Consider the following 20,106-nt stretch of genomic DNA (forward strand, 5'->3'; position numbering starts at 1 on the left):
GATCGCGCTAGATGTCAAAACCGAGCCGCTTCGCAACGCTCCAGATCGGACCAATCAACAGGTTGTTGATCAGCATGCGCACGATGTGAAATCCGAGCACAAGCGGCACGCCTATATGCAGCGTGGCGGCGGTGACGACCATTTCGGGCGTTCCACCTGGCGCCAGTCCGAGAATGACCGCCTCGCTCGGCAAACCGGAGATGACTGAGAGCACAACCGCACCTGTGGTCAATACGACAAGCAGAATGCCAGTCGAGACAAGTGAGGCGACGGCCAGGCGGCCGCTTGTGAAGAGAAAGCGCCTCGTCAGCCTGACGCCCAGCCCGGCGCCCATGCCTATCTGCGCCACGTTGACCAGCCAGGGCGGAAAGCCGGTGGGCGCTTGCCATAAGGCCGTGATGCTCATCGAGCAGATCAACGGGCCGATCAGCCATGGATTTGCTGCCTTCAAGCGCAAGAGCAACAGCGCCCCGCCAATCGTAAAGCCAAACAGAAGCACCAGATTCGACCAGTCGATCGGCGGCAGATCGGGACGGAAGATGCTGTCGTCTCGCACGGAACCGAACAGCGCGACCGCCGGCGGAATGGTCAGCACGACCATGACCATGCGGATCGTCTGGGCGAAGACCACCGGTGCAATCTGCGCTCCGGCACGCTCGGCGAGAACCGGCATCACGGCAATACCGCCCGGCACGGTGCAGAAATAGGCCGACTTCCTGTCGAGTTTCGCCAGCCGTGCAAAAAGCGGCGTTAGGCACAGGCCAACGACGACGATTAGCGTCCCGGCTGTCATGATGATCGGCAGCGCGGCCAAAACCGCTACCAACACCGGCGCGCTGAAGCCCAACCCGAAACTGGTGCCCAAGACAATCATCGCAAGCGGGCGCGTTGCGCGCGGCAGCATGACAGGCCTGATCCAAACCAGAACCGTAGTGCTCACCATCGCGCCGATGGTCCAGGCGAGCGGCACATGGGCAAGTGAAAACAGGTAACCGCCCAGCGTCGCAATGCCCAGTGTCAACAGGAACGAAAACACCCTTCCGGAATAGGCAGCGGGCCTGCAAAGCATCAGGATGCTACGAACACGGCGCGCAACGCGGCCGGGATCGGTCCATCATCAGGTTCTGCCAATCCGCTCACCGCCGAAAACAGCGATGGCGCCAGTTCGCCCTCACCCACGCTTCGAAGGCAGTCCACGAATTTCCGGTGCACATCCTCGAGAGACGTCGGATTTTCAGCATGCCCCTTCGGCCGTCTCACCGGGTGGCTTTCCAGGCGCGTGCCGTCCTTCAGGATCAGCGCAGCCCGATCGGCGCGCGCCCAGCCATCAAGATCCGGGTCGAAATCGTGGCTGAGAACCCGTTCGACCTTCCTCATCAGAGGCCGCACGGTCGGATCGGCGAGCGTGGCGTCGGAGAGTTCCGAAAGGCCAACCCAACCACGCATGAGTGCAGCAGCCGCGAAGAACTCAAGGCTGAAACGGGCCTGCGCAACCGTTTCCGGATCGCGATAGCGCAACGTGTCGGAGTGGCGAGGGCTCAACCGGATCTCGATGCATTCTACCGCATCCGCCATCAGCGAGGTCGATCCCAGTTCGAGCACGGCGTCGATCGCGCGGTGTCCGGCATAACAGACCGGATAGCGTTTGATATTGGGCGCGTTGCGGCCGAGAACCGGGCCGTGTCCGTCGAGTTGGATCGGTCGCTCCAGATCGACCTGGCCGGCCGGCGAATAACTCGCCAGAAACCCGTTTGGCGCTTCCAGCGCATCAGGCGAAGCCGTGAATTCTTGTTGGGCCAGGAAGGCCGCGAGGACGCCCGACTGCGCAGCGCGTCCGGCATGAAACGGCTTGATCATGCTGCCGAAATTCGCCATCAGCCCCGCGCCTTGCGAGGCGCCGATCGCCAATGCCCGCGCCATACCCTGCTCGTCCAGCCGCAGCAGCGACCCAACGGCCACAGAGGCCGCAACGGCGCCGAGGAGTCCGGTCGGATGCAGTCCACGGGCGTGATAAAGCGTGGCCTCGCGCGCTGCGAGCTCCGCCCAGGCTTCATAGCCAGCGACATACGCCAGAACGACCTCGCGGATACTCGCCCCGCGCGGCGCGGCAACCGCCATGATCGCCGGGATCAGAACCGCGCTGATATGACCGCCGAAGGCCACGTCGTCAAAATCCAGTGCATGCGCGGCCGTTCCGTCGACAAGCGCCGAATGCGCGCTGTCGCGTGGTCCTGCTCCGATGGCATCGAGCGTTTGTTTGAGGCCAGCCACGGCAGGTTCACTGCGAGCGGCGATCATCACCCCGACCGTATCCAGAAAGGCAATGGCGGCCCGCTCCGAAACCAGCGGATCGAGTACCGTCTCGCGCAGGCCAACCAATGCCTGCGCCAGCTTGAGCGTGAGCGGGTAGTTCATCGCGGCACAGAGGTCAGCCAGCTGCCCGCAACCGCGCAGTCGCGTCGCGGTCGAGCCGGCCGGATACGTCGAACGCAACCTTGTATTGCTCGCGCGCGCCCTCGACAGTGACATAGCCGAGCATCACGTCCTTTGCCACAGCTTCGGGGTCACGGGCCAGCGGACTGCCATAGCCACCGCCACCCGGCATCTCGATGATGATCGTATCCTTCTCGGGAATCGTCTGAATGCCCTTTGACTTGACGCGTGCAGAGCCGGAGCCGAGGCTGAGCCGGCCCTTCGCGCCAGGCTGCCCGCCCTGACGTCCCTTTGGCGCATTCTCCACCCGCTCATAGCGGGCATAGAAAGTAAGCGGAGCATCAGCGCGGTTGCCGATCACCATGGTCTGTCCGAGACCACCGCGATATGTACCTGCCCCGCCGGAATCTTCGCGAAACTCCTTCTTCCAGATGACCAGCGAAGTGATAGCCTCCGTCACCTCCACCGGCACGTTACGGATGCCGGAGGGGAACGGCGTTGCCGAAAGGCCGTCAAGACGCGGCCGCGCACCGGCGCCGCCGCTATGGAAGGTGGTGACCATGAAGCCGCGATCCTGGCCGCTCGGCTGAACGCCGAGCCGGATGTTCCAAAGCGTACCGGTGCTTTCAGCCGGCACGACGTCGTCGATCGCCTGCTCGAAGCAGCCGAAGACGAGATCGGGGAGGAACATTCCTATGGTGGAGCGGGCCACGACGGGGCGCGGGAAGGATGCATTGGCGATGCAGTCCTCCGGCGCCGTAATCGTTATGCAGCCGAGCGTCGCGGCATTGTTGGGAAGGCTGGGCGCGACAAGGCATTTTACCCCGAAGGCTGCATAGGCTTCAGTGTAGCACATCGGGCAGTTGATGCCGTAGCGCGAAGCTGGCGATGTGCCGGCGAGATCGATATGAACGCCCATCTCGTCCACCGTGACGGCGGCGTGAAGGTCGATAGGGGCTTCGTAGCCATCGATGCGCATATGGTTCCGCCAGGTGCCACGCGGCAGCCTGGCGATCGCCTCCATCATGGCCTGCTTGCTGCGCTCCAGAATCTGATTGCCCACGGCCTCGATGTCGTCGAGAGCATATTCATCCATTATCTTCTGCAGCCGCGCGCCGCCGATATCATTGCAGGCGACGAGTGCGAAGATATCACCCTCGACCTGGATCGGTTCCTTGACGTTGGCGCGCACGATCTTCAGCAGATGCTCGTTCATCTCGCCGCGATCGACAATCTTCATAATCGGGATGAAAAGCCCTTCGCCATAGACATCGCGCGATTCAGGCGAAGGTCCATTGCCGCCAATATCGACGACATGAGTGGTGCATGCAAACAGCGCCACTGCCCGACCGTTGCGGAAGATCGGCGTTACCACCGAAAGATCGGTGAGATGGCCGGTTGCCTTCCAAGGATCATTGGTGATGTAGGCGTCGCCTTCCTGCATCGTGTCGATAGGATATTCATCGAGGAAATGGCGCACGGAACGCGCCATGGAGTTGATGTGGCCGGGTGTGCCCGTCACGGCCTGCGCGATCATTTCGCCGGTCCGGTTGAAGACACCGGCGGAAACGTCGCCGGCCTCGCGGGTCGAGGTCGAGAAGCCCGCACGGATAAGGCTGCGCGCCTGTTCCTCGACGGCGGCGATCAGTCGGCTCCAGATCACTTGCAGTTGGATATTCCTGGTCGCGTCGCTCATGCTGCGGCCTTTCCGGTCTTGAGGATGAGGTTTCCGTAAGTGTCGGTGCATGCGGTGAAGCCAACCGGAACCATGGTGTTGGTTTCGGCCTCGGCGATAATCGCCGGACCCGCCACACTGGCGCCGCACCCCAGGTCGGTGCGGTGATAGATATTTGCCGGGTTGTCCTGCATCGAAGCGAGATCGACCAGCGTCTGGGTGCGGCGTGGAGCGGGAGCAGGACTTGCCGTCGCGCTATCGGCCGCTGCCGCTTCGGGCGTCGGCGCGGCCAGGGTGAGCGTCCAGGTCAGGCACTCGATCTCCATCTTGGGAATGATCCGTCCGAAATGCCTGCGATACTCCATTTCGAAGAGTTCCCGGATGCGGGTCTCGGGATCTCTGTCCAGAACATCGGCGGCAAGATAAACCTGTACTTCGTGGCCCTGGCCGCGGTAGCGCATGTAAACTGAAATCCGCTCCTCCAGCGCTGCGGCGGTCGTCACACCCAGCCGCACGAAGCTCTCGGCCTCCTTGCGCATCTCGCCAAGAACGGAACGCGCCAGTTCCACGTCGAAGGCCGACAGAGAAATGAGCCGAGTGCGCACCGCCTCGTAGGAGACGGGCGCGAGGAGGAAGCCGTGCGCTGAGCCGACGCCTGCACCACGCGGCACAATCACCGTGTCGATCCCGAGCTTCTGGGCAATGCGCGCAGCGTGCATCGGCGCGGCGCCCCCGAAGGCGATCATCGTGCGCCCTTCCAGTTCGGCGCCGTTGTCGGTCGCGTGCACGCGGGCCGCGTTGGCCATGTTCTCATCCACCACCTCGACAATCGCGATGGCGGAAGTCCTCGCATCCATCTGCGCGCTGGCGCCGATATGACACTGGAGGGCAGCGCACGACGCGCCGATGTCAAGGCTGATCATACCGCCGGCGAAGGTCTCGGGATCGATCTTGCCCATCACCAGATCGGCATCGGTGACGGTCGGCTTCGTGCCGCCGCGCCCGTAGCATGCAGGACCGGGTTCAGAGCCCGCACTTTCCGGGCCGACCTGCACGCGACCGAGCGCGTCCACCGCGCCGATCGAGCCACCGCCAGCTCCGATCTCTACGAGATCGATGACGGGCACCCGCAACGGCATGCCGCTGCCGCGCAGAAAACGATAGGCGCGCGCGACTTCAAGCGATCGGCTCTGATGCGGCATGCCGCCATCGATCAGCACGAGCTTGGCAGTCGTGCCGCCCATGTCGAAGGCAAGCGCTTCGGGCAAATCCAGCTTGCGCGCGATGTCGGCCGCCAGCACCGCGCCGCCGGCCGGCCCTGATTCCACCAACTTGATTGGCTGCGCGCAGGCAATCTCGAGGCTGGTCAGGCCGCCGCTCGACATCATCAGCATGACCTGTGCGTCGATGCCCGCATCTTTCAGGCCGACGTCCAGGCGGCGCAGATAGCTTTCCATGATCGGCTGCACATAGGCGTTGGCGCAGACCGTCGAGCCCCGTTCGAATTCGCGGATTTCCGGGCAGATTTCATGTGACAGCGTGACATTGAGGCCCGGCAGCGCGTCGCGCAGGATCGCGCCGACCCGCGTTTCGTGCTCGCCATTCGCATAGGAGTGAAGCAGGCAGACGGCCACGGATTCGACGGTCTCGCGTTCGAGCACGGGCACCAGCGCCCTCACCGACTCCTCGTCCAGATGGCGCAGGACCGAGCCGTCGGCGGCCAGCCGCTCATCCACTTCGAGCCTCAGATTGCGCGGCACCAGCGGCTCCGGACGAACCATGTAGAGGTCCGACACCTCGAACCGGTGCTCATAGGCCATTTCCAGTGAATCGCGGAAACCGGCCGTCGTCAAAAGCGCGGTCCTGGCACCCTTGCGCTCGATCAGCGCATTGGTGGCAAGCGTCGTGCCATGGACCACAAGACGGATATCGGCGGGCGACACGCCGCTTCTTGCGAGAAGATCGCGCGTGCCTTCCAGAACCGCGCGCTCGGGCGCGGCATGGGTCGTCAGATACTTGCCCGAGACATGCTGGCCGGGCGCGATCTCCAGCACGATGTCGGTAAAGGTCCCGCCGATATCCACGGCCAGACGCGCCTGCCTGCTATCCGTCATTGTCTTTTTCTTCCCTCTTTTTCCGGGCGCTAGGCAGTGCCGGCGCTCTTAATACGAATGGTCGGAGACGGCAGCAGCCGAAAACAGGCGGCCGGGTGCTACTCCCGCGAGCGGCGCGCCGATCGCGCGCAGCGCTGACCAGAGCGAGGCCAGATTGGAGCTGACCACCGGGCGGCCCAGTTCGGCTTCGAGCCGGTCGATCTGATCGAAGGTCAGGAGATTGGTGCAGCTGATAAAGACCGCATCGGCCGCCCGCGCCTCTTCCTCATGCGTCAGAACCAGAGCCGCGACCTCTTCCGAGGCGATCGAGGCAATGGGTCGGCTGGCGTCGCAGTGAAACGCCGCGCATGCGGTGACCGTGATGCCGTGAAAGGCGAGGAAGCGTGCCTCCGTCTCGTTGATCTCGTCGGGATAGGGCGTCACCATTAAGATGCGGCGGGCCTGCAATGCCTGCAGCGCCTCGATCACTGCAGATGACGTGGTCAGCGCCCCGATTCCGGTTGCCTGCGTAATGCGCCGGGCAATCTCCGCCTCCTCGCCCTCGCCTTCGATAAAGCTGCCGCTCGTGCAGGCATAGAGGATGAGCTCCGGCTTCAGCCGCACGAGATCGGTCGCGCCGCGGATGGCCAGCGCGTTCATCTCTAGCAGAGATTCCCGGTTGACCGTTTCCCAGTTGGGCCGCGAGACCCGGCTCCAGTTGATCGTGAAACCGGGCGGCAGATGCGACGGCAATTCACGCTCCAGGGTCATGTTGCCGCCGGGCATGATCACGCCAAATCTGCGCAGGTCCGCATGTCTCATAGCAACCGTCCGCCGTGCTCCTCGACTTTCCGTCAAGCGCGGCTGACGACCGTCAACCTGCGCGTCATGCTCATTGCCGCACACAATACACACAACAAGAACACTTGCATACTAATGTTTTTAGTTTTGTAAAATCATTTGTTTCGCGCCGCGAAGATCGGCGGCTTCAGCGCGCGAACTGGCGGCAAGTCGCCTTCGAACCGCTCAACCTCGACCAGGCTCAGTTGCCCGGTGCACCCCTGCGCCAGGCTCGACGTGCCGATATCGCGGGTTACGATATTGGGGTTGCCGTGAACGCACCCCGTCTGCTCGGTCTGCGGATCCGCAGGATCGAACCATGCGCCGGTGGAAAGCTGGATGACGCCGGGCATCACCTCGTCGCTGAGCCGCGCGCCTGCGAGACAATAGCCGCGATCGTTGAAAATCCTGACGACATCCCCATCCACGATGCCCCGCGCGGCGGCCGTATCCGGATGCAACCGCGCGGGCTCGCGGTCATGAATTTTGGAAGCCAGGCTGACCACGCCGTAATCCAGCTGACTATGGAGGCGCGTCGAAGGCTGGTTGGCGACAAGGTACAGCGGGTAGCGCTGAATTGCCGCCGAGCCGTAGCCTTCGGCCGGTGGATACCAACTCGGATGGCCGGCGCAGTCGGAATAGCCGAAACCCGCTATCTGCCTTGAGAAGATTTCGATTCTGCCGCTTGGGGTCTTGAGACGATTGGCCTGCGGGTCAGCACGATAGAGACGAGCCGGGCCGCCTTCGTCGGCCAGCACCGGAAGATGCAACTCACCATGTGCCCAGAAGCTTTCGAATCCGGGCGGCGCGTCGCCGCGCTGCTCGAGCGCTGCGCGCGTTGTCTCGTAGAGATGAGCGAGCCAGTCGCGTACGCTGCGCCCTTCGGTAAAGGCGGCTTCCGTCCCCAGCCGGCGCGACAATTCGGTGAAGATCCAATAATCGTCTCGCGCCTCGCCGACTGGTTTGGCAATCCGATGCATGGCAAACATCAGAGGGTCGAAGGCCGAAGCGCCGATATCCTCGCGCTCCATGGTCACGGTCGCCGGCAGCACGATATCGGCATGCCGCGCCGAAGCTGTCCAGCCCGTCTCATGAACGATGATAGTCTCCGGTCGGGCGAACGCCCTGCGCAACCGGTTGAGGTCCTGGTGGTGATGAAACGGGTTGCCGCCGGCCCAATGGACGAGCCGGATTTCGGGATAGGTCAGGTCGCGACCATTAAACGGATAGGTTTCGCCGGGATGCAGCAGCATATCGGCGATGCGCGCAACCGGGATGAACTCGGAACACGGATTGCTGCCTTGCGAGAAGGTCGGCAGCGGCACGGCCAGCGCATCCTTGCCGATGTTGCCCAGCGCGCCCAGCGAATAGGCGAAACCACCTCCGTCTAGCCCGATCTGCCCCAGCATGCTGGCCAGTGTGACTGCCATCCAAACCGGCTGTTCGCCATGTTCGGCGCGCTGAAGTGAATGGCTGACCGTGACCAGCGTGCGGGACCGCGCCATCTCCCGCGCGAGCGCCCTGATGTCGGCAGCCGAAATGCCGCAAATGGCAGCCGCCCACGCGGCAGTCTTCGCTATGCCGTCGCTCTTGCCCAGCAGATAGAGTTCGAACTCTGCGTAGCCTTCCGTGTACCGATCAAGAAAAGCCGAGTCATGCAGCCCCTCTTCCACGAGCGTGTGCGCAAGACCGAGCATCAGCGCCACATCGGTGCCTGGCCTGACCGCCAACCAGCGGCTCAAGGCCTCGCCCGGCATATCGTCACGCAACGGGCTCACATTGATGAAGCGTGTCCCGCGTTTGGCCGCCTGGGCGATACGGCCGCGCACGATATGATGACTGTTGCCTCCGCCATTCACCATGGCGTTCTTGAGCGCCATTCCCCCGAAGGCGACCACCATTTCGCTGTGTTCCGCAACGGCCCGCCAGCTCACACTGCGCCGCTCGAAGCGGTCATAGTCACCAAACACGTGCGGGATAATGACCATGGCCGCGCCCGCGCTGTAGTTGTTTACGGAGCGCGTATAACCACCCAACATGTTGAGGAAGCGATGGATTTGGCTCTGTGCATGGTGAAAGCGGCCCGCGCTCGACCATCCATAGGAACCGCCGAACACCGCCGAAGGACCGAAATCGGAATAAACGCGCCGCAATTCGCCGGCCGCAAGATCAAGTGCTTCGCTCCACGAAACCTCGACATAAGCGTCACGCCCGCGACGCGGGTCGGCGCCCGGACCATCCTCCAGCCAGCCCTTGCGCACAGCGGGTCTGAGGATACGACAATCGCTGCTGAGTGCCGCCGGCAGATTGCCCAACAGCGGTGACGGATCGGGGTCGCTGGCCAACGGCCGGATTTCCGTGACGCCGTCGGCGTGACGGGCTCGAAAAGCACCCCAATGGGAACTGTGCTGCAGAAGGTCGCCCGTCATCATTCGGCCGCCAGACGAGGCTGCCGGGTCTGCGCTGCAGTTTCGGCCAGCGATGTCAACTGGGTCACGATCCCGTCGCTATCTGCCTGGGCAAAATGGCCCGGTCCCACCTCGAGCATCATACGTTTGGGCGCCTGAAAATCTGGCGCGCGGATCGGACTGCGCAATTCACGTGCCGGGACCCGCGTTTCTGTCGCTCGACGCTGTGGATCGGGAACCGGCACGGCCGACATCAGTTCGCGAGTGTATGGATGTGCCGGGTTCCCGAAGACCGCCTGGCGCGGCCCGATCTCCACGATTTCGCCGAGATACATCACCGCGACGCGGTGGCTGACCCGCTCCACCACCGCCATGTCGTGCGAGATGAACAGGTAGGAAAGGCCTAACCGCTCCTGCAGCTCAATCATCAGATTGACGATCTGCGCCTTCACCGAAACATCGAGCGCGGAGACCGCCTCGTCGGCGATCAGAAGTTTCGGCTCAAGCGCAAGGGCGCGCGCGATCGCGATGCGCTGCAGCTGGCCGCCCGAGAACTGGTGCGGATAGCGACTCGCCATGTCGGGATGCAGGCCCACCCCTTCCAGGAGTTCGTATACCCGTGCCCGTATGCCGGCGCGCGACAAGCTCGTATGGAAAGCGAGCGGCTCGGAAAGCGCCTGGCCCACCGTCATGCGCGGATTGAGACTGGCGAATGGATCCTGAAACACCATCTGCACGTCGCGTTTGCGCGCCAGCTGCTCCTGGCCCGTCAGTCCTGCAAGCGGCTTTCCGTTGAAGGTGATACCGCCGTCCTCATACTTGGCCAGTCCCATGATGGCGCGCGCCGTCGTTGACTTTCCGCACCCGCTCTCGCCGACCAGCGACAGGGTCTCCCCAGGCTTGACATCGAAAGACACGTCCTCAACGGCGTGGACGCGCCCGCTCACTCCGCCCAAAATACCGGAGCGAATGTTGAACCTCACCTTGAGCCCGCGCACGGCGAGCAACGGCTCGGCTTGCTGGTTTGGTCGAGCGACAGTTTCCTTCGGCTCGGAAACGGCGCCGGTCTGATGGTCCACCAGAGGAAAGCTCAAAGGTGCATCGCGATCGCGCATCGAGCCCAGATGAGGGATCGAGGCGAGTAGCGCCCTCGTATAAGGATGGCTCGCCCGAGAAAAAATCTCGGCCGTGGTGTCCGCCTCGACCAGCTCCCCGCGATACATCACCACCGTCCTGTCCGAAACTTCCGCCACCACGCCCATGTCATGCGTGATGAACAGGACGGACATCCCGTCCTCCTGCTGCAGTGTCTTGATCAGTTCAATGATCTGCGCCTGGATCGTCACATCGAGTGCCGTCGTCGGCTCGTCGGCAATAAGGAGCTTGGGCTGACAGGCCAGCGCCATGGCGATAGCGACTCGCTGGCGCATGCCGCCCGACAGATTGTGCGGATACGCGTCCAGCCGGTTTTTCGCCGACGGAATGCGTACCCGGTCGAGCAGGCGCACACTTTCTGCCTGTGCTTCCGTCTGGCTCATGGCGCGATGCTCGACCAGCACTTCGGCAAGCTGGAAGCCGATCTTGTAGACCGGATTGAGGCTCGCCTCCTGAAAGATCATTGCGATGTCGTTGCCGCGGATCGCGCGCATGGCCTCGTCGCTCAGCGCTGTCAAATCCTTACCGTCGAAGGTAATGCGCCCTTCGATCCGACTTGATGCGGGGGGCAGCAACCGCAAGACCGACATGGCGGTAACACTCTTGCCCGAACCGCTTTCGCCCACCACCGCAAGGGTTTCGCGTGCGCGGATGTCGAAGGACACGTCACGCACCACCGGCGACCATTGGCCGTCGTTGCGAAAAGACGTTGTGAGATTCCGGATGGAGAGAAGCGGTGCGGCCATGTCACGCCCTTCTTCATTTGTCTGCAGTGGAGCCTCCATGCGCTGTCCCGTCATTGCTCAGCTCCGGTTGCGAGGGTTGAGAACGTCGCGAAGCTGGTCGCCGACGAGATTGATGGCAACAATGGTGATCAGCAGCGCGATCCCTGGAAACAAGCTCATCCAGTAGTAGCCCGCGAGCATGTATTGATAGCCATTGGAGATAAGGAGACCGAGGCTAGGTTCGGTGATCGGCACGCCGACGCCAAGAAATGACAGCGTCGCCTCAAGCGAGATGGCACGCGCGACTTGAATGGTCGCGATCACGATAAGCGGCGGAAGGCAGTTTGGCAGCAGATGCCGCAACAGTATACGCCGCAGCGGCAGCCCCATACACACGGCCGCCTCGATATACTCCTTCTGGCTCTCGACCAGGGCCGAGCCACGCGCAGCGCGAGCAAATGTTGCCCATTCAACGAGAACGAGCGCCAGCACGACGTTGAGGATGCCCTTGCCGAGGAATGCAAGGATCATCAGCGCCACCAGGATAGCCGGAAACGAGAGCTGAAGGTCGACGATACGCATGATCACCGCTTCGGTGCGCCCGCCCGCATGGGCGGCGATCATGCCGAGTGTAGCCCCGATCAGCGCCGCGGCGATCGCGGAAGTGAGCCCCACCCCCAGCGAAATCCTCAATCCGTAGAGGATGGCCGAGAACATGTCCCGCCCCTGGTCGTCGGTGCCGAGAAGGAAGGTGAAACCGTGCCCCAGCGAGGTGCTGCCGGGTGCCTGCTGGCCGTCCATGATGTCGAGCTGCATCAGGTCGTAGGGATCTTGCGGCGACAAAAGCGGAGCGAAAATCGCGGCGAGGCAGATCGCGACCAGCACTGCGAGACCGGCAAGTGCCAGCTTCGATCGGCTGAACTGGCGTACCAGCTTGCGTATCGGCGAAACCGTGGGAGCAGTAACAGGGCTCTCGATCGGATTGGAGAAGGTGTCCGTCATGTCAGGCCCCTTTGGTGCCGTCGAGCCGCACCCGCGGATCGAGGAGCGTGTAAGCAACGTCGACGACAAGATTGATCACGACGAACAGGACGACGATGATCATCAAGTACGCAACGATAATCGGCCGATCGAGAACATTGATGCTGTCGATGATCAGCTTGCCCATGCCTGGCCAGGCAAAGATGGTTTCCGTCACGACCGAGAAGGCGATTACCGAGCCAAACTCCAGCCCTACCACGGTGACGACCGGGATAAGCACGTTCTTCAGCGCATGTACGAAGATGATGCGGCGGTTGCTCAAGCCCTTGGCGCGCGCCAGCCGGATATAGTTCTGAGGCATCACCTCGCGCACCCCCGCCCGAGTGAGGCGCAGGATCAGGGACGTCTTGAACAGCGCCAGGTTCAGAGCAGGCAGAAAAAGATGTGTCAGCCCGTTCACGGTCAGGAACGACCACTGCGTGCCGAGCACTGTTACGGTTTCGCCACGCCCACCATTGGGCAGCCAGCCGAGTTGAACGGCAAAGACCATGATCAGCAGCATGCCGACCCAGAATGTGGGCAGGGAGAAACCAAGAATGCTGCCGGCCATGATCGTGCGCGAAATCGGCGACTCCGGCCGCAGGCCGGCATAGAGGCCAAGCGGAATGCCGAGCAGGATCGCGATCAGCATTGCGAAGACTGCCAGTTCAAGCGTCGCCGGCAGGCGTTGGAGAATGACCTCCAATGCAGGTTGGTTGAAGATGTAGCTTGTCCCCAAATCACCCTGCAGGGCATTGGATACAAACGCCAGATATTGCCGCCACAGCGGCTGGTCCAACCCAAGTTCCGCGATGATGCGCGCACGTTCCGCCTGATCCGCCTGTGGCGAGATGAGGATATCGACAGGATTGCCGATCACATTGACGCCGATGAAAACGATCACCGTCATCGCAACCAGGATCAATGCCGCCTGGAACACACGATGAAGAAGGGAAGCGAGCATGTTGCAACCTCTGGCTGAAACGTCGACGGCAGGGCCTGCCGATTTGCGGACACGCGCTGCGGCGGGCCGAAGCTCTGCCACAGCGGCGAATCCAGGTCGCGTGCCTAACGCGAAATCAGCGGGCGGAATGGAAATCCATCGCCAGGGTGCGTTCGTCGGACCGCCCGGCAAAGGTCATGCTGTCCTGAAGGCCCCAAACGCTGACCGGATAATAAAGCGGAATGTAGGCGACGTCCTCGATTGCCATGGCGCAGGCAGACTGGAAGATTTCCAGCCGCTTGGCGTCATCAATGGTCCGCATGCCTTCCTCGATCAGCGCATCGACGTCAGCGTTTGAATAGCGGGTCCGGTTGTTCGATCCCAGACCACGGTCCTTGTCCACGCTGTGCACGACATTGCGCAAAGCGCCCGAGACTTCGCCGGTGGCTGCGCTGTAACCGACGAGGAAAAAGCTGAACTCGCTCCCGTCTTCCGGGCCGCCCGACGAGGCGCGCTTGTAGAAGACGTTGCCGGGCATGGTGTCCACCTGCATGGTAATGCCGATGCGGGTCAGCATCTGTGCGATGGCCTGGACAACGGCCGAATCCCGGATGAACCGATCGTTGGGCCCGTGGATAGTCAATTGAAACCCATCTGCCAGGCCAGCTTCAGCAAGCAGGCTCTGGGCCTTTTCCGGGTCGGCGTCCTTGAGCGGAATATCGGGATTGTGACCGAAGATTCCCTCCGGCACGAACTGACTTGCCGCCGCACCATTGCCTGCGAGGATGTGGGTGGCGACCGCCTTCTTGTCGATCGCCAGGTCGATGGCCTGCCGCACGCGACGATCGAGGAAGACGTTGGCGATCTCGCTGCCGTCTTTGGCCCGCACGAAGGGCGAGACCTTGCGACCCTGGTCCATCGACAGGAATACCATGCGATTGGCCACGTCCTTGACTAGGTTCAGTCCCGCAGTTCCCTCGAGATGAGCAACGTCGGCCGGCGGAATGTTGTCGATTACGTCGATGTTGCGCGATTGGAGTGCAGCCACCCGCGCGCCGCCAGCTGGAAGCGGCTTGATGACGACCCGCTTCCAGTCCGGCTTGTCACCCCAGTAGGCGTCATTGCGTTCCAATACGACCTGGGCCCCGGGCGTATATTCGACATACTTATACGGCCCGGTGCCAATCGCGGCCTTGCCACTGTTGAAGTCGGCGCTCGCAGCGCCCTCCGCCACGGCCTTCGACAGGATCGCCGTCGTCGAAAGCTCGTTGGGCACGAGAGGATTGGCGGCATCGGTGCGCACAAGAAGTGTCAGATCGTCGACCTTCTCAAACACCTTGTCAGATAGATAAGCGCGCATGTTGAAGATCGCGCCGGTGACGTTCTGCGCCCGCTGGGCGCTGAAAATCACATCGTCTGCCGTAAAGGGACTGCCGTCATGGAAGGTAATGCCTTCGCGCAGTTTGAATTCCCACGTCTGGTCATCGACCGGTTTCCAGCTCAATGCCAGTCCGGGCACGAGTCCCTGCTTTTCGTCGAGATGAACAAGTCGATCGAACAGATGCTGCGACACCGAGTTGTTGGGCGTGACGATGTGCCAATGCGGATCCATCGAGGAGGTTTCGCTGGTAAAGCCGAGCGTAAGCGTTCCACCCTTTTCCGCTGCCAGAACCTTGCTGGCGGGCGACAGGAAACCTGACAATAAGAGAGCGCCGGCGCCCCCGACGAATGTCCGTCTATGAATTATCATGGTTGTTCCTTTCTCTGGAATACGAGCCGGCTTCTGGTGTCCAGTCATCGCAATCGAAACACTAAAAACATCGGTATGCAAGAGTTTTTATTTCGAGATGTTCGCTCGATCCTGTCATTTTTTGCCCGAAATCAGACAACTGGAGGTCAATCGCTTCTTGCTCTGCGCTGTCGTTCAGACCAATCCGCGATGGCTCCGGAACAGTGGCAGGACATTTGCCTCAAGCTGGCGTGCTGGTCCGCACATAGGGCCGTGCAAGCACGCGCCCTTCGAACAGCCGACGTGCAGTCCGCAGTACACTGGCCAGGATCTTTCCATCACGCAGCCGCAGCTTGACATCGAAATGGCCTTTTGGATGCTCGATCCGGACCGTGGTCGGTAGAGGTCTCAGGCCGATGACCTTCGCTGCGATCGTTTCCGGGGTGACGCAGGCTGTCGCCAAACCGACCGCGCCGGTGGTGGCGAGTGCCGGGTGGCATTCGGCTGGCATGAAATACCGCACGCGCAGATCGGCATCGCCGTCCGGCCGCGACAGAAGAACCGGTTTCGGTATCACCTGATTGCTGACATTGCCGAAGCCTATTCGGCGACCAGCTTCCATCCGGAGTTCTTCGAGACGTACAAGAAATCCCCTGTTCTCGTTGAGCATCGCCGGCGATTCCGCGCCGCTCAAACCGAGCGCAGTGGCCTCAACCAGCATCATCGGCATCGCACAGTCTATGCAGGTCACCTCGATTCCGTCGATCATCTCGCTGGCTCTTCCGGTCGGAAGTAGCTTACCGGTACGCGCGCCGGCCGCATCGAGAAAGGTCAGCGCAATCGGCGCAGCGCTCCCCGACACCCCATCGATCGACGCATCGCCCAGATAGGCGACTCTGCCGTTCGGCGTCGAAATTTCCGATTCGATGATCTTGCCGGTGTTGACGTTGTGGATGCGGATCATCGTCTCGCCCTGCTGAATTCGCACCAAACCGGCCTCTGCCGCGAAGGGACCAACGCCCGCCAGCATGTTGCCGCAGTTGGGTGAAGTGTCTACGAGCTGGCGGTCGATGCGCACCTGGGCGAAAAGATAATCAACGTCGGCACCAGGCACGCTCGCGGGACCGACGATAGCAACCTTGCTCGTCACGGGATTGCCGCCGCCCACGCCATCAATTTGTAGCGGGTCCCCAATCCCCATTACCGACAGCAGCACGTGATCGCGCTCGGCCGTGTCGAGCGGCAGATCGGAAGACAGGAAGAAGGCTCCTTTGGAGGTACCACCTCGCATCAGAACACAGGGTATCGAGAGAAGGTCATTCATGTGTGAAACCACCCCATTGATGCGTATCACGCATCATTAAGCTGCTTTGTTTCACTTACCGGCGTAGGTATGATTTGTGAAATGCGAAGATTCGGACCATTGATGCGCCACGCGCATCATGAGATCTTCGGGTCGTGGAGCACGGGAGATAATGCGGCGTCATGCGGATCAATTGCGAAATTCTGGACCTACGCTGCTTCCTTATGGTCGTGGAGCTGGGCAGCTTTCACCGCGCCGCGGACACGTTGAACTTGTCGCAGCCCGCTCTAAGCCGGCGCATTCAGAAGCTGGAAAGCGTGATCGGGGGCGCCCTGCTCGAACGTAGCACACGCCATGTTGCTTCAACGGCGATGGGCATGGAGCTGCTGCCGCTGGTACGGCGCATGCTTGAAGAATTCGACGCCTCTTTATTCACCACCCGCGAAGCCGGCGTTCAGCGTTCATACATTATCAACATGGCCTGCATCCCAACGGCGGCCTTCTACTTCCTGCCCCTGGTGATCGGCCGGTTCTCACAGGAATATCCGCTGGTCCGCTTCTCGATCCTCGACCTTCCGGCCACGCAAGGCGTTCAGTCGGTAGCGCGAGGCGAAGTCGAGTTCGGCATCAATTTCATGGGCAATTCCGATCCGGATCTGGAATTTATCCGGCTGATCGAGGACCCATTCGTGCTGGCGGCTCGCAAGGATCACGACCTGGCGGGCAAAAGCGTCGTGAGCTGGTCCGAACTGTCACCCTATCCGCTGATCACGGTGCATCGCTCGTCGGCGAACAGGACCCTGCTCGACGCATCGCTTGCGAAATCGAATCTTCGCCTGCCATGGAGTTACGAGGTCACACATCTGTCCACGTCGCTTGGACTGGTCGAGGCCGGGCTGGGCATTTCAGTTCTGCCAAGACTGGCAATGCCGCAAACCGATCATCCTTTTCTCGTGCCGATCCCGATTCGAAACCCCGAAGTCTCGCGGACAATCGGCATTCTGAAGCGCCGTGGCGTCAGTCTTTCCCCTGCTGCCGAGCGGTTTTTGAGAATGCTGATCACGACCTGGACCGAGGGCTGAGGCCTCCGACGCGGCACGGATGAGTTCACACGCTTCCTGCAGGCGCTCGGCTGCAGCGTCGCCGGAACACGCGGACCACTCCTGCCAGCTGGGCTAAACTTCCCGAATAAACCGTCTAATCAGGCCGCTTACGGCAGAGGCCTGTTCAATATTTAGAAAAGGGGCGGCGTCGAAGGATCCCGTGCGCCCGCGAGAAGCCGGATCGGAACCTCTATCGTGGCCACACGATGGGAGACAATAGAGCCCGTTTCGGTGATCTCGCCGAACCAATGCGGTCGCCTTCGTCGGAGCCTCGTCCCCAGAGGCGGTAGAAGTGATGGAGTGGACCATGACCATGGCCGACATCCAGTTCCCCGCTCACCGCGAGCGCGCCGTGCATATAGCCCTTCGCCGTGCGCACACTGTCTTCGACCGGCGTCGACGGCAGCAGCGCCGCTATGGCTGCTGACAGCGTGCAGCCTGTGCCGTGATCGTTCTTCGTCGCGATCCGCGGAGCGGACAGTTCTATGAACCGCTGCCCGTCATGCAGCAGATCGGTGCTCTCCTCCGACCCTTCCAGATGTCCGCCCTTGAGCAATACCCATTGCGGACCGAGGCGATGGAGAGCCGCCACACACGCCCGCATTTCCGCCAATGTCCATTTCGGCTCGAGCGCAACGAATGACCGCACCCCTTGCGTATTCTGCGCGACCACGGCGGTGATGACTGACGCGGCATAGGCACCGAGAGCCGAGAAGGTCTTGATGTCGGCCTGTATGCCTGCCCCGCCGGAAGGATCGGTGCCGGCGATGGTGAGAACGTTGGCGATCATGGCGCCAGCTCCCTCCGGGCGAACTCCGCGCCTTGCCGGGCCACTGCGGCAACATCGAGGCTGAGTGCGAGTTACCTTGCTCCAGCTGATCCAGCGCAAACCAGCGGGCTTCAAGCGCATCGTCACCGGCAACGGGTTCGCCGGCAATCCAGGAGCAGACCACCGCGACAAGCACGTAGTGGTGGCGAAGTTGCCCATCCTTGTCGCGATCGAACGCGTCGACGGCCGCGAAGACCCGTTGTGCAGTGGCCTGTACTCCCGTCTCCTCGCGCAGCTCGCGGACTGCCGCTGCTTCGATAGTCTCACCCATATCGATCTTGCCGCCCGGAAAACCCCATCGACCGGCATCTGGCGGATTGGCGCGCCGCACCAGAAGCACACGGCCGTCCCTGATCACCGTCGCGATCGTCGCAGCGATCGGCCGCGCTACACCAGGATCTGGAGATTTGATGGAGACTTGGTTTGACATTTCGGCCTCGCGCTGAGGCCGGCAAAGGAGAGAGCCCGCGAGACCTGTCCCTTCGCCGGCATGATCCGGATCAGGTTCGAAGGGTCGCTGCGCTGCCTTGCGGCCCAGCAGAATCTCAGCCCCTTGCGGGACACCCCTAGGTAGGGCGAGGTATAGCAAAGGTTCCGCCTGAATGCACGTTGCATTCGAGGCGCAGCAGACGGCAAGCCTGGCCGCGTGAGGCAGATGCAATTATGCTTCGGTAGCAAGAGTTCTCGCCCTATTCATATGGATTGCTCACTTCGCCGCGCCCGGAAGGGCGCGTGAAATCGTCGAAGCTCGACGACGGCATTCGCACGGTGTGGACGCCGTTCGTGATCCACCCCTCCCGCAGACCCAGGCTCGCATGAAGGTTGGCGTGGAAGTCGGCATCGGGCTCGCTCGGCGCAAGGATGCCGTTGATCTCGGGCTGCCCCGGATGGAAGACATGGCTGTGCAGTGCGACCAACACGTCCCACCCTTCCCGCTTGTCCTCGAGCACGGGGGTGACGATGACGTCCATATTGCCGAGGCCGTCCTGATTGTTGGTGTAGAAGTAGACGCGCAGCCGTTCCTCGTCGGGCGAGCGCAATATGAAGCTCCCGAACTCCGTGGGATCGGTAAACGTGTTCATGCGCGCGTGCTGATGGCCGTACATCAGCATTTCCAGACAACCGGCCGGTCCGATCCAGTCATCCGCGTTGCGATGCACGATGCGGCTGTTTTCGATGGAACTGCCCTCCAGCAGGTGCACCGGATCGGTTTCGATATCCAGATCGGCCACCTCGCCCCTGAATTTGCTGTAAGCTTCACTGCCGGGTGTCGTTTCGGACCAGAAGACCGGATTGTCCTCGACCTCCCATACCTTTAGTAGCCTGCTGCCGATCTCGTGGGGGTCACCTTCCTCGACGAGCACGGTGGGCGGAGTGCCGAATCTGCAAGCCGTCTCTGCACGCACGGGGAGCCCGGCAGCGAACAAGCACACGAGGGTGACGACAAATATGCGAGGAAGAAGCAAGCGCGCCTCAACACTGTTGGATGAATGAGGGTTAGTCTTCGGTTCTCGTCGCTTCTCGCGCCTGCAAATGCTTGAACAGAGCGGCCTTGTCTTCTTCAGGGCTGATGAAGCCGTCGTCGTCCGTGTCGATCTGGTCGAAGACCTCATCGGTAACGTTCGCATTGCCGGCCTTCGCCTCATCCCTGCTGAGCTTGCCGTCGCCATCGGTGTCGCCAACATCCCATTCGGCCTGCCACGCGGCTTCGTCGAAGTCTGCTGGCGGTTCTGTCTGGGCGAAGGCGGGGATGGCGAGGCTCGCGGCGAACAAGGCGGCAATGGCAATTCTCAAGGCATTTCCTCCGAAATCGATGTGGGCTCACGATCGTCAGCTTAGGGCGCTATGAG

The 20,106-nt window shown here is 61.9% G+C and carries 15 protein-coding genes, 1 pseudogene and 1 riboswitch; of the genes and pseudogenes, 1 reads left to right on the top strand and 15 read right to left on the bottom strand.

Features of this window, described 5'->3' with window-relative positions; genetic code table 11:
• Positions 1 to 7: 7 nt before the first annotated feature.
• The 11 genes from XW59_RS27370 to XW59_RS27420 all read right to left on the bottom strand — a co-directional run bounded on the left by XW59_RS27370 (position 8) and on the right by XW59_RS27420 (position 16,345).
• A complete protein-coding gene (locus XW59_RS27370; protein ID WP_170990235.1) occupies positions 8 to 1,036 on the bottom strand; it encodes an AbrB family transcriptional regulator in 1,029 nt (342 codons plus the stop codon).
• A gap of 32 nt (positions 1,037 to 1,068) precedes the next feature.
• Entirely contained in the window at positions 1,069 to 2,415 is a 1,347-nt protein-coding gene (locus tag XW59_RS27375) for an MmgE/PrpD family protein (protein ID WP_170990236.1), read from the bottom strand.
• 13 nt (positions 2,416 to 2,428) lie between these two features.
• Entirely contained in the window at positions 2,429 to 4,129 is a 1,701-nt protein-coding gene (locus XW59_RS27380) for a hydantoinase B/oxoprolinase family protein (protein ID WP_047144436.1), read from the bottom strand.
• Positions 4,126 to 6,222, bottom strand: a complete 2,097-nt coding sequence (locus tag XW59_RS27385) for a hydantoinase/oxoprolinase family protein (protein WP_047144437.1) — start codon at positions 6,220 to 6,222, stop codon at positions 4,126 to 4,128. Before XW59_RS27385 ends, XW59_RS27380 begins: the two co-directional genes overlap by 4 nt.
• A gap of 48 nt (positions 6,223 to 6,270) precedes the next feature.
• A complete protein-coding gene (locus tag XW59_RS27390) occupies positions 6,271 to 6,987 on the bottom strand; it encodes an aspartate/glutamate racemase family protein (RefSeq protein ID WP_246666245.1) in 717 nt (238 codons plus the stop codon).
• Between the two features lie 170 nt (positions 6,988 to 7,157).
• A complete protein-coding gene (locus XW59_RS27395) occupies positions 7,158 to 9,473 on the bottom strand; it encodes a molybdopterin-dependent oxidoreductase (RefSeq protein WP_246666242.1) in 2,316 nt (771 codons plus the stop codon).
• Positions 9,470 to 11,350 (bottom strand): ABC transporter ATP-binding protein, encoded by a 1,881-nt coding sequence (locus tag XW59_RS27400; RefSeq protein WP_082137477.1) that lies wholly within the window; start codon positions 11,348 to 11,350, stop codon positions 9,470 to 9,472. Before XW59_RS27400 ends, XW59_RS27395 begins: the two co-directional genes overlap by 4 nt.
• 57 nt (positions 11,351 to 11,407) lie before the next feature.
• Entirely contained in the window at positions 11,408 to 12,331 is a 924-nt protein-coding gene (locus XW59_RS27405; protein ID WP_047144440.1) for an ABC transporter permease, read from the bottom strand.
• A gap of 1 nt (position 12,332) precedes the next feature.
• Positions 12,333 to 13,313, bottom strand: a complete 981-nt coding sequence (locus XW59_RS27410; protein ID WP_047144441.1) for an ABC transporter permease — start codon at positions 13,311 to 13,313, stop codon at positions 12,333 to 12,335.
• Positions 13,314 to 13,428: 115 nt separating this feature from the next.
• Positions 13,429 to 14,994 (bottom strand): ABC transporter substrate-binding protein, encoded by a 1,566-nt coding sequence (locus tag XW59_RS27415; protein ID WP_052958055.1) that lies wholly within the window; start codon positions 14,992 to 14,994, stop codon positions 13,429 to 13,431.
• Between the two features lie 268 nt (positions 14,995 to 15,262).
• Positions 15,263 to 16,345, bottom strand: a complete 1,083-nt coding sequence (locus XW59_RS27420; RefSeq protein ID WP_047144443.1) for a 4-oxalomesaconate tautomerase — start codon at positions 16,343 to 16,345, stop codon at positions 15,263 to 15,265.
• Between the two features lie 161 nt (positions 16,346 to 16,506).
• Here XW59_RS27420 and XW59_RS27425 point away from each other — a divergent pair, with 161 nt between their 5' ends.
• Positions 16,507 to 17,406: a LysR family transcriptional regulator gene (locus XW59_RS27425; protein WP_047144444.1), complete on the top strand. Its 900-nt coding sequence runs from the start codon at positions 16,507 to 16,509 to the stop codon at positions 17,404 to 17,406.
• A 211-nt stretch (positions 17,407 to 17,617) separates the two neighbouring features.
• Here the strand turns inward: XW59_RS27425 and XW59_RS27430 are convergent, their stop codons facing one another.
• From XW59_RS27430 to XW59_RS27445, 4 genes and pseudogenes are all read right to left on the bottom strand, one after another.
• A complete protein-coding gene (locus XW59_RS27430; protein ID WP_052958056.1) occupies positions 17,618 to 18,217 on the bottom strand; it encodes a bifunctional hydroxymethylpyrimidine kinase/phosphomethylpyrimidine kinase in 600 nt (199 codons plus the stop codon).
• Between the two features lie 106 nt (positions 18,218 to 18,323).
• Positions 18,324 to 18,686 (bottom strand): annotated as a pseudogene (locus tag XW59_RS29905) (NUDIX hydrolase); the annotation flags it as partial.
• A gap of 29 nt (positions 18,687 to 18,715) precedes the next feature.
• Positions 18,716 to 18,834: riboswitch (TPP riboswitch) on the bottom strand.
• Positions 18,835 to 18,945: 111 nt separating this feature from the next.
• The gene (locus tag XW59_RS27440) at positions 18,946 to 19,620 is read right to left on the bottom strand and encodes a hypothetical protein (RefSeq protein WP_047144445.1); all 675 of its coding nucleotides are present in this window, start codon (positions 19,618 to 19,620) and stop codon (positions 18,946 to 18,948) included.
• Positions 19,621 to 19,753: 133 nt separating this feature from the next.
• A complete protein-coding gene (locus tag XW59_RS27445; protein ID WP_047144446.1) occupies positions 19,754 to 20,029 on the bottom strand; it encodes a hypothetical protein in 276 nt (91 codons plus the stop codon).
• Between the last annotated feature and the right edge of the window lie 77 nt (positions 20,030 to 20,106).

The organism is Aquamicrobium sp. LC103, assembly GCF_001014615.2.
In the GTDB taxonomy this organism is placed as follows: domain Bacteria; phylum Pseudomonadota; class Alphaproteobacteria; order Rhizobiales; family Rhizobiaceae; genus LBCQ02.

Coding starts and splice junctions, on each gene's coding strand:
- XW59_RS27375 (WP_170990236.1), bottom strand. CDS start 2,415: ATGAACTACCCGCTCACGCTCAAGCTGGCGCAGGCATTGGTTGGCCTG.
- XW59_RS27380 (WP_047144436.1), bottom strand. CDS start 4,129: ATGAGCGACGCGACCAGGAATATCCAACTGCAAGTGATCTGGAGCCGA.
- XW59_RS27385 (WP_047144437.1), bottom strand. CDS start 6,222: ATGACGGATAGCAGGCAGGCGCGTCTGGCCGTGGATATCGGCGGGACC.
- XW59_RS27390 (WP_246666245.1), bottom strand. CDS start 6,987: ATGCCCGGCGGCAACATGACCCTGGAGCGTGAATTGCCGTCGCATCTG.
- XW59_RS27395 (WP_246666242.1), bottom strand. CDS start 9,473: ATGATGACGGGCGACCTTCTGCAGCACAGTTCCCATTGGGGTGCTTTT.
- XW59_RS27400 (WP_082137477.1), bottom strand. CDS start 11,350: ATGGCCGCACCGCTTCTCTCCATCCGGAATCTCACAACGTCTTTTCGC.
- XW59_RS27405 (WP_047144440.1), bottom strand. CDS start 12,331: ATGACGGACACCTTCTCCAATCCGATCGAGAGCCCTGTTACTGCTCCC.
- XW59_RS27410 (WP_047144441.1), bottom strand. CDS start 13,313: ATGCTCGCTTCCCTTCTTCATCGTGTGTTCCAGGCGGCATTGATCCTG.
- XW59_RS27420 (WP_047144443.1), bottom strand. CDS start 16,345: ATGAATGACCTTCTCTCGATACCCTGTGTTCTGATGCGAGGTGGTACC.
- XW59_RS27425 (WP_047144444.1), top strand. CDS start 16,507: ATGCGGATCAATTGCGAAATTCTGGACCTACGCTGCTTCCTTATGGTC.
- XW59_RS27430 (WP_052958056.1), bottom strand. CDS start 18,217: ATGATCGCCAACGTTCTCACCATCGCCGGCACCGATCCTTCCGGCGGG.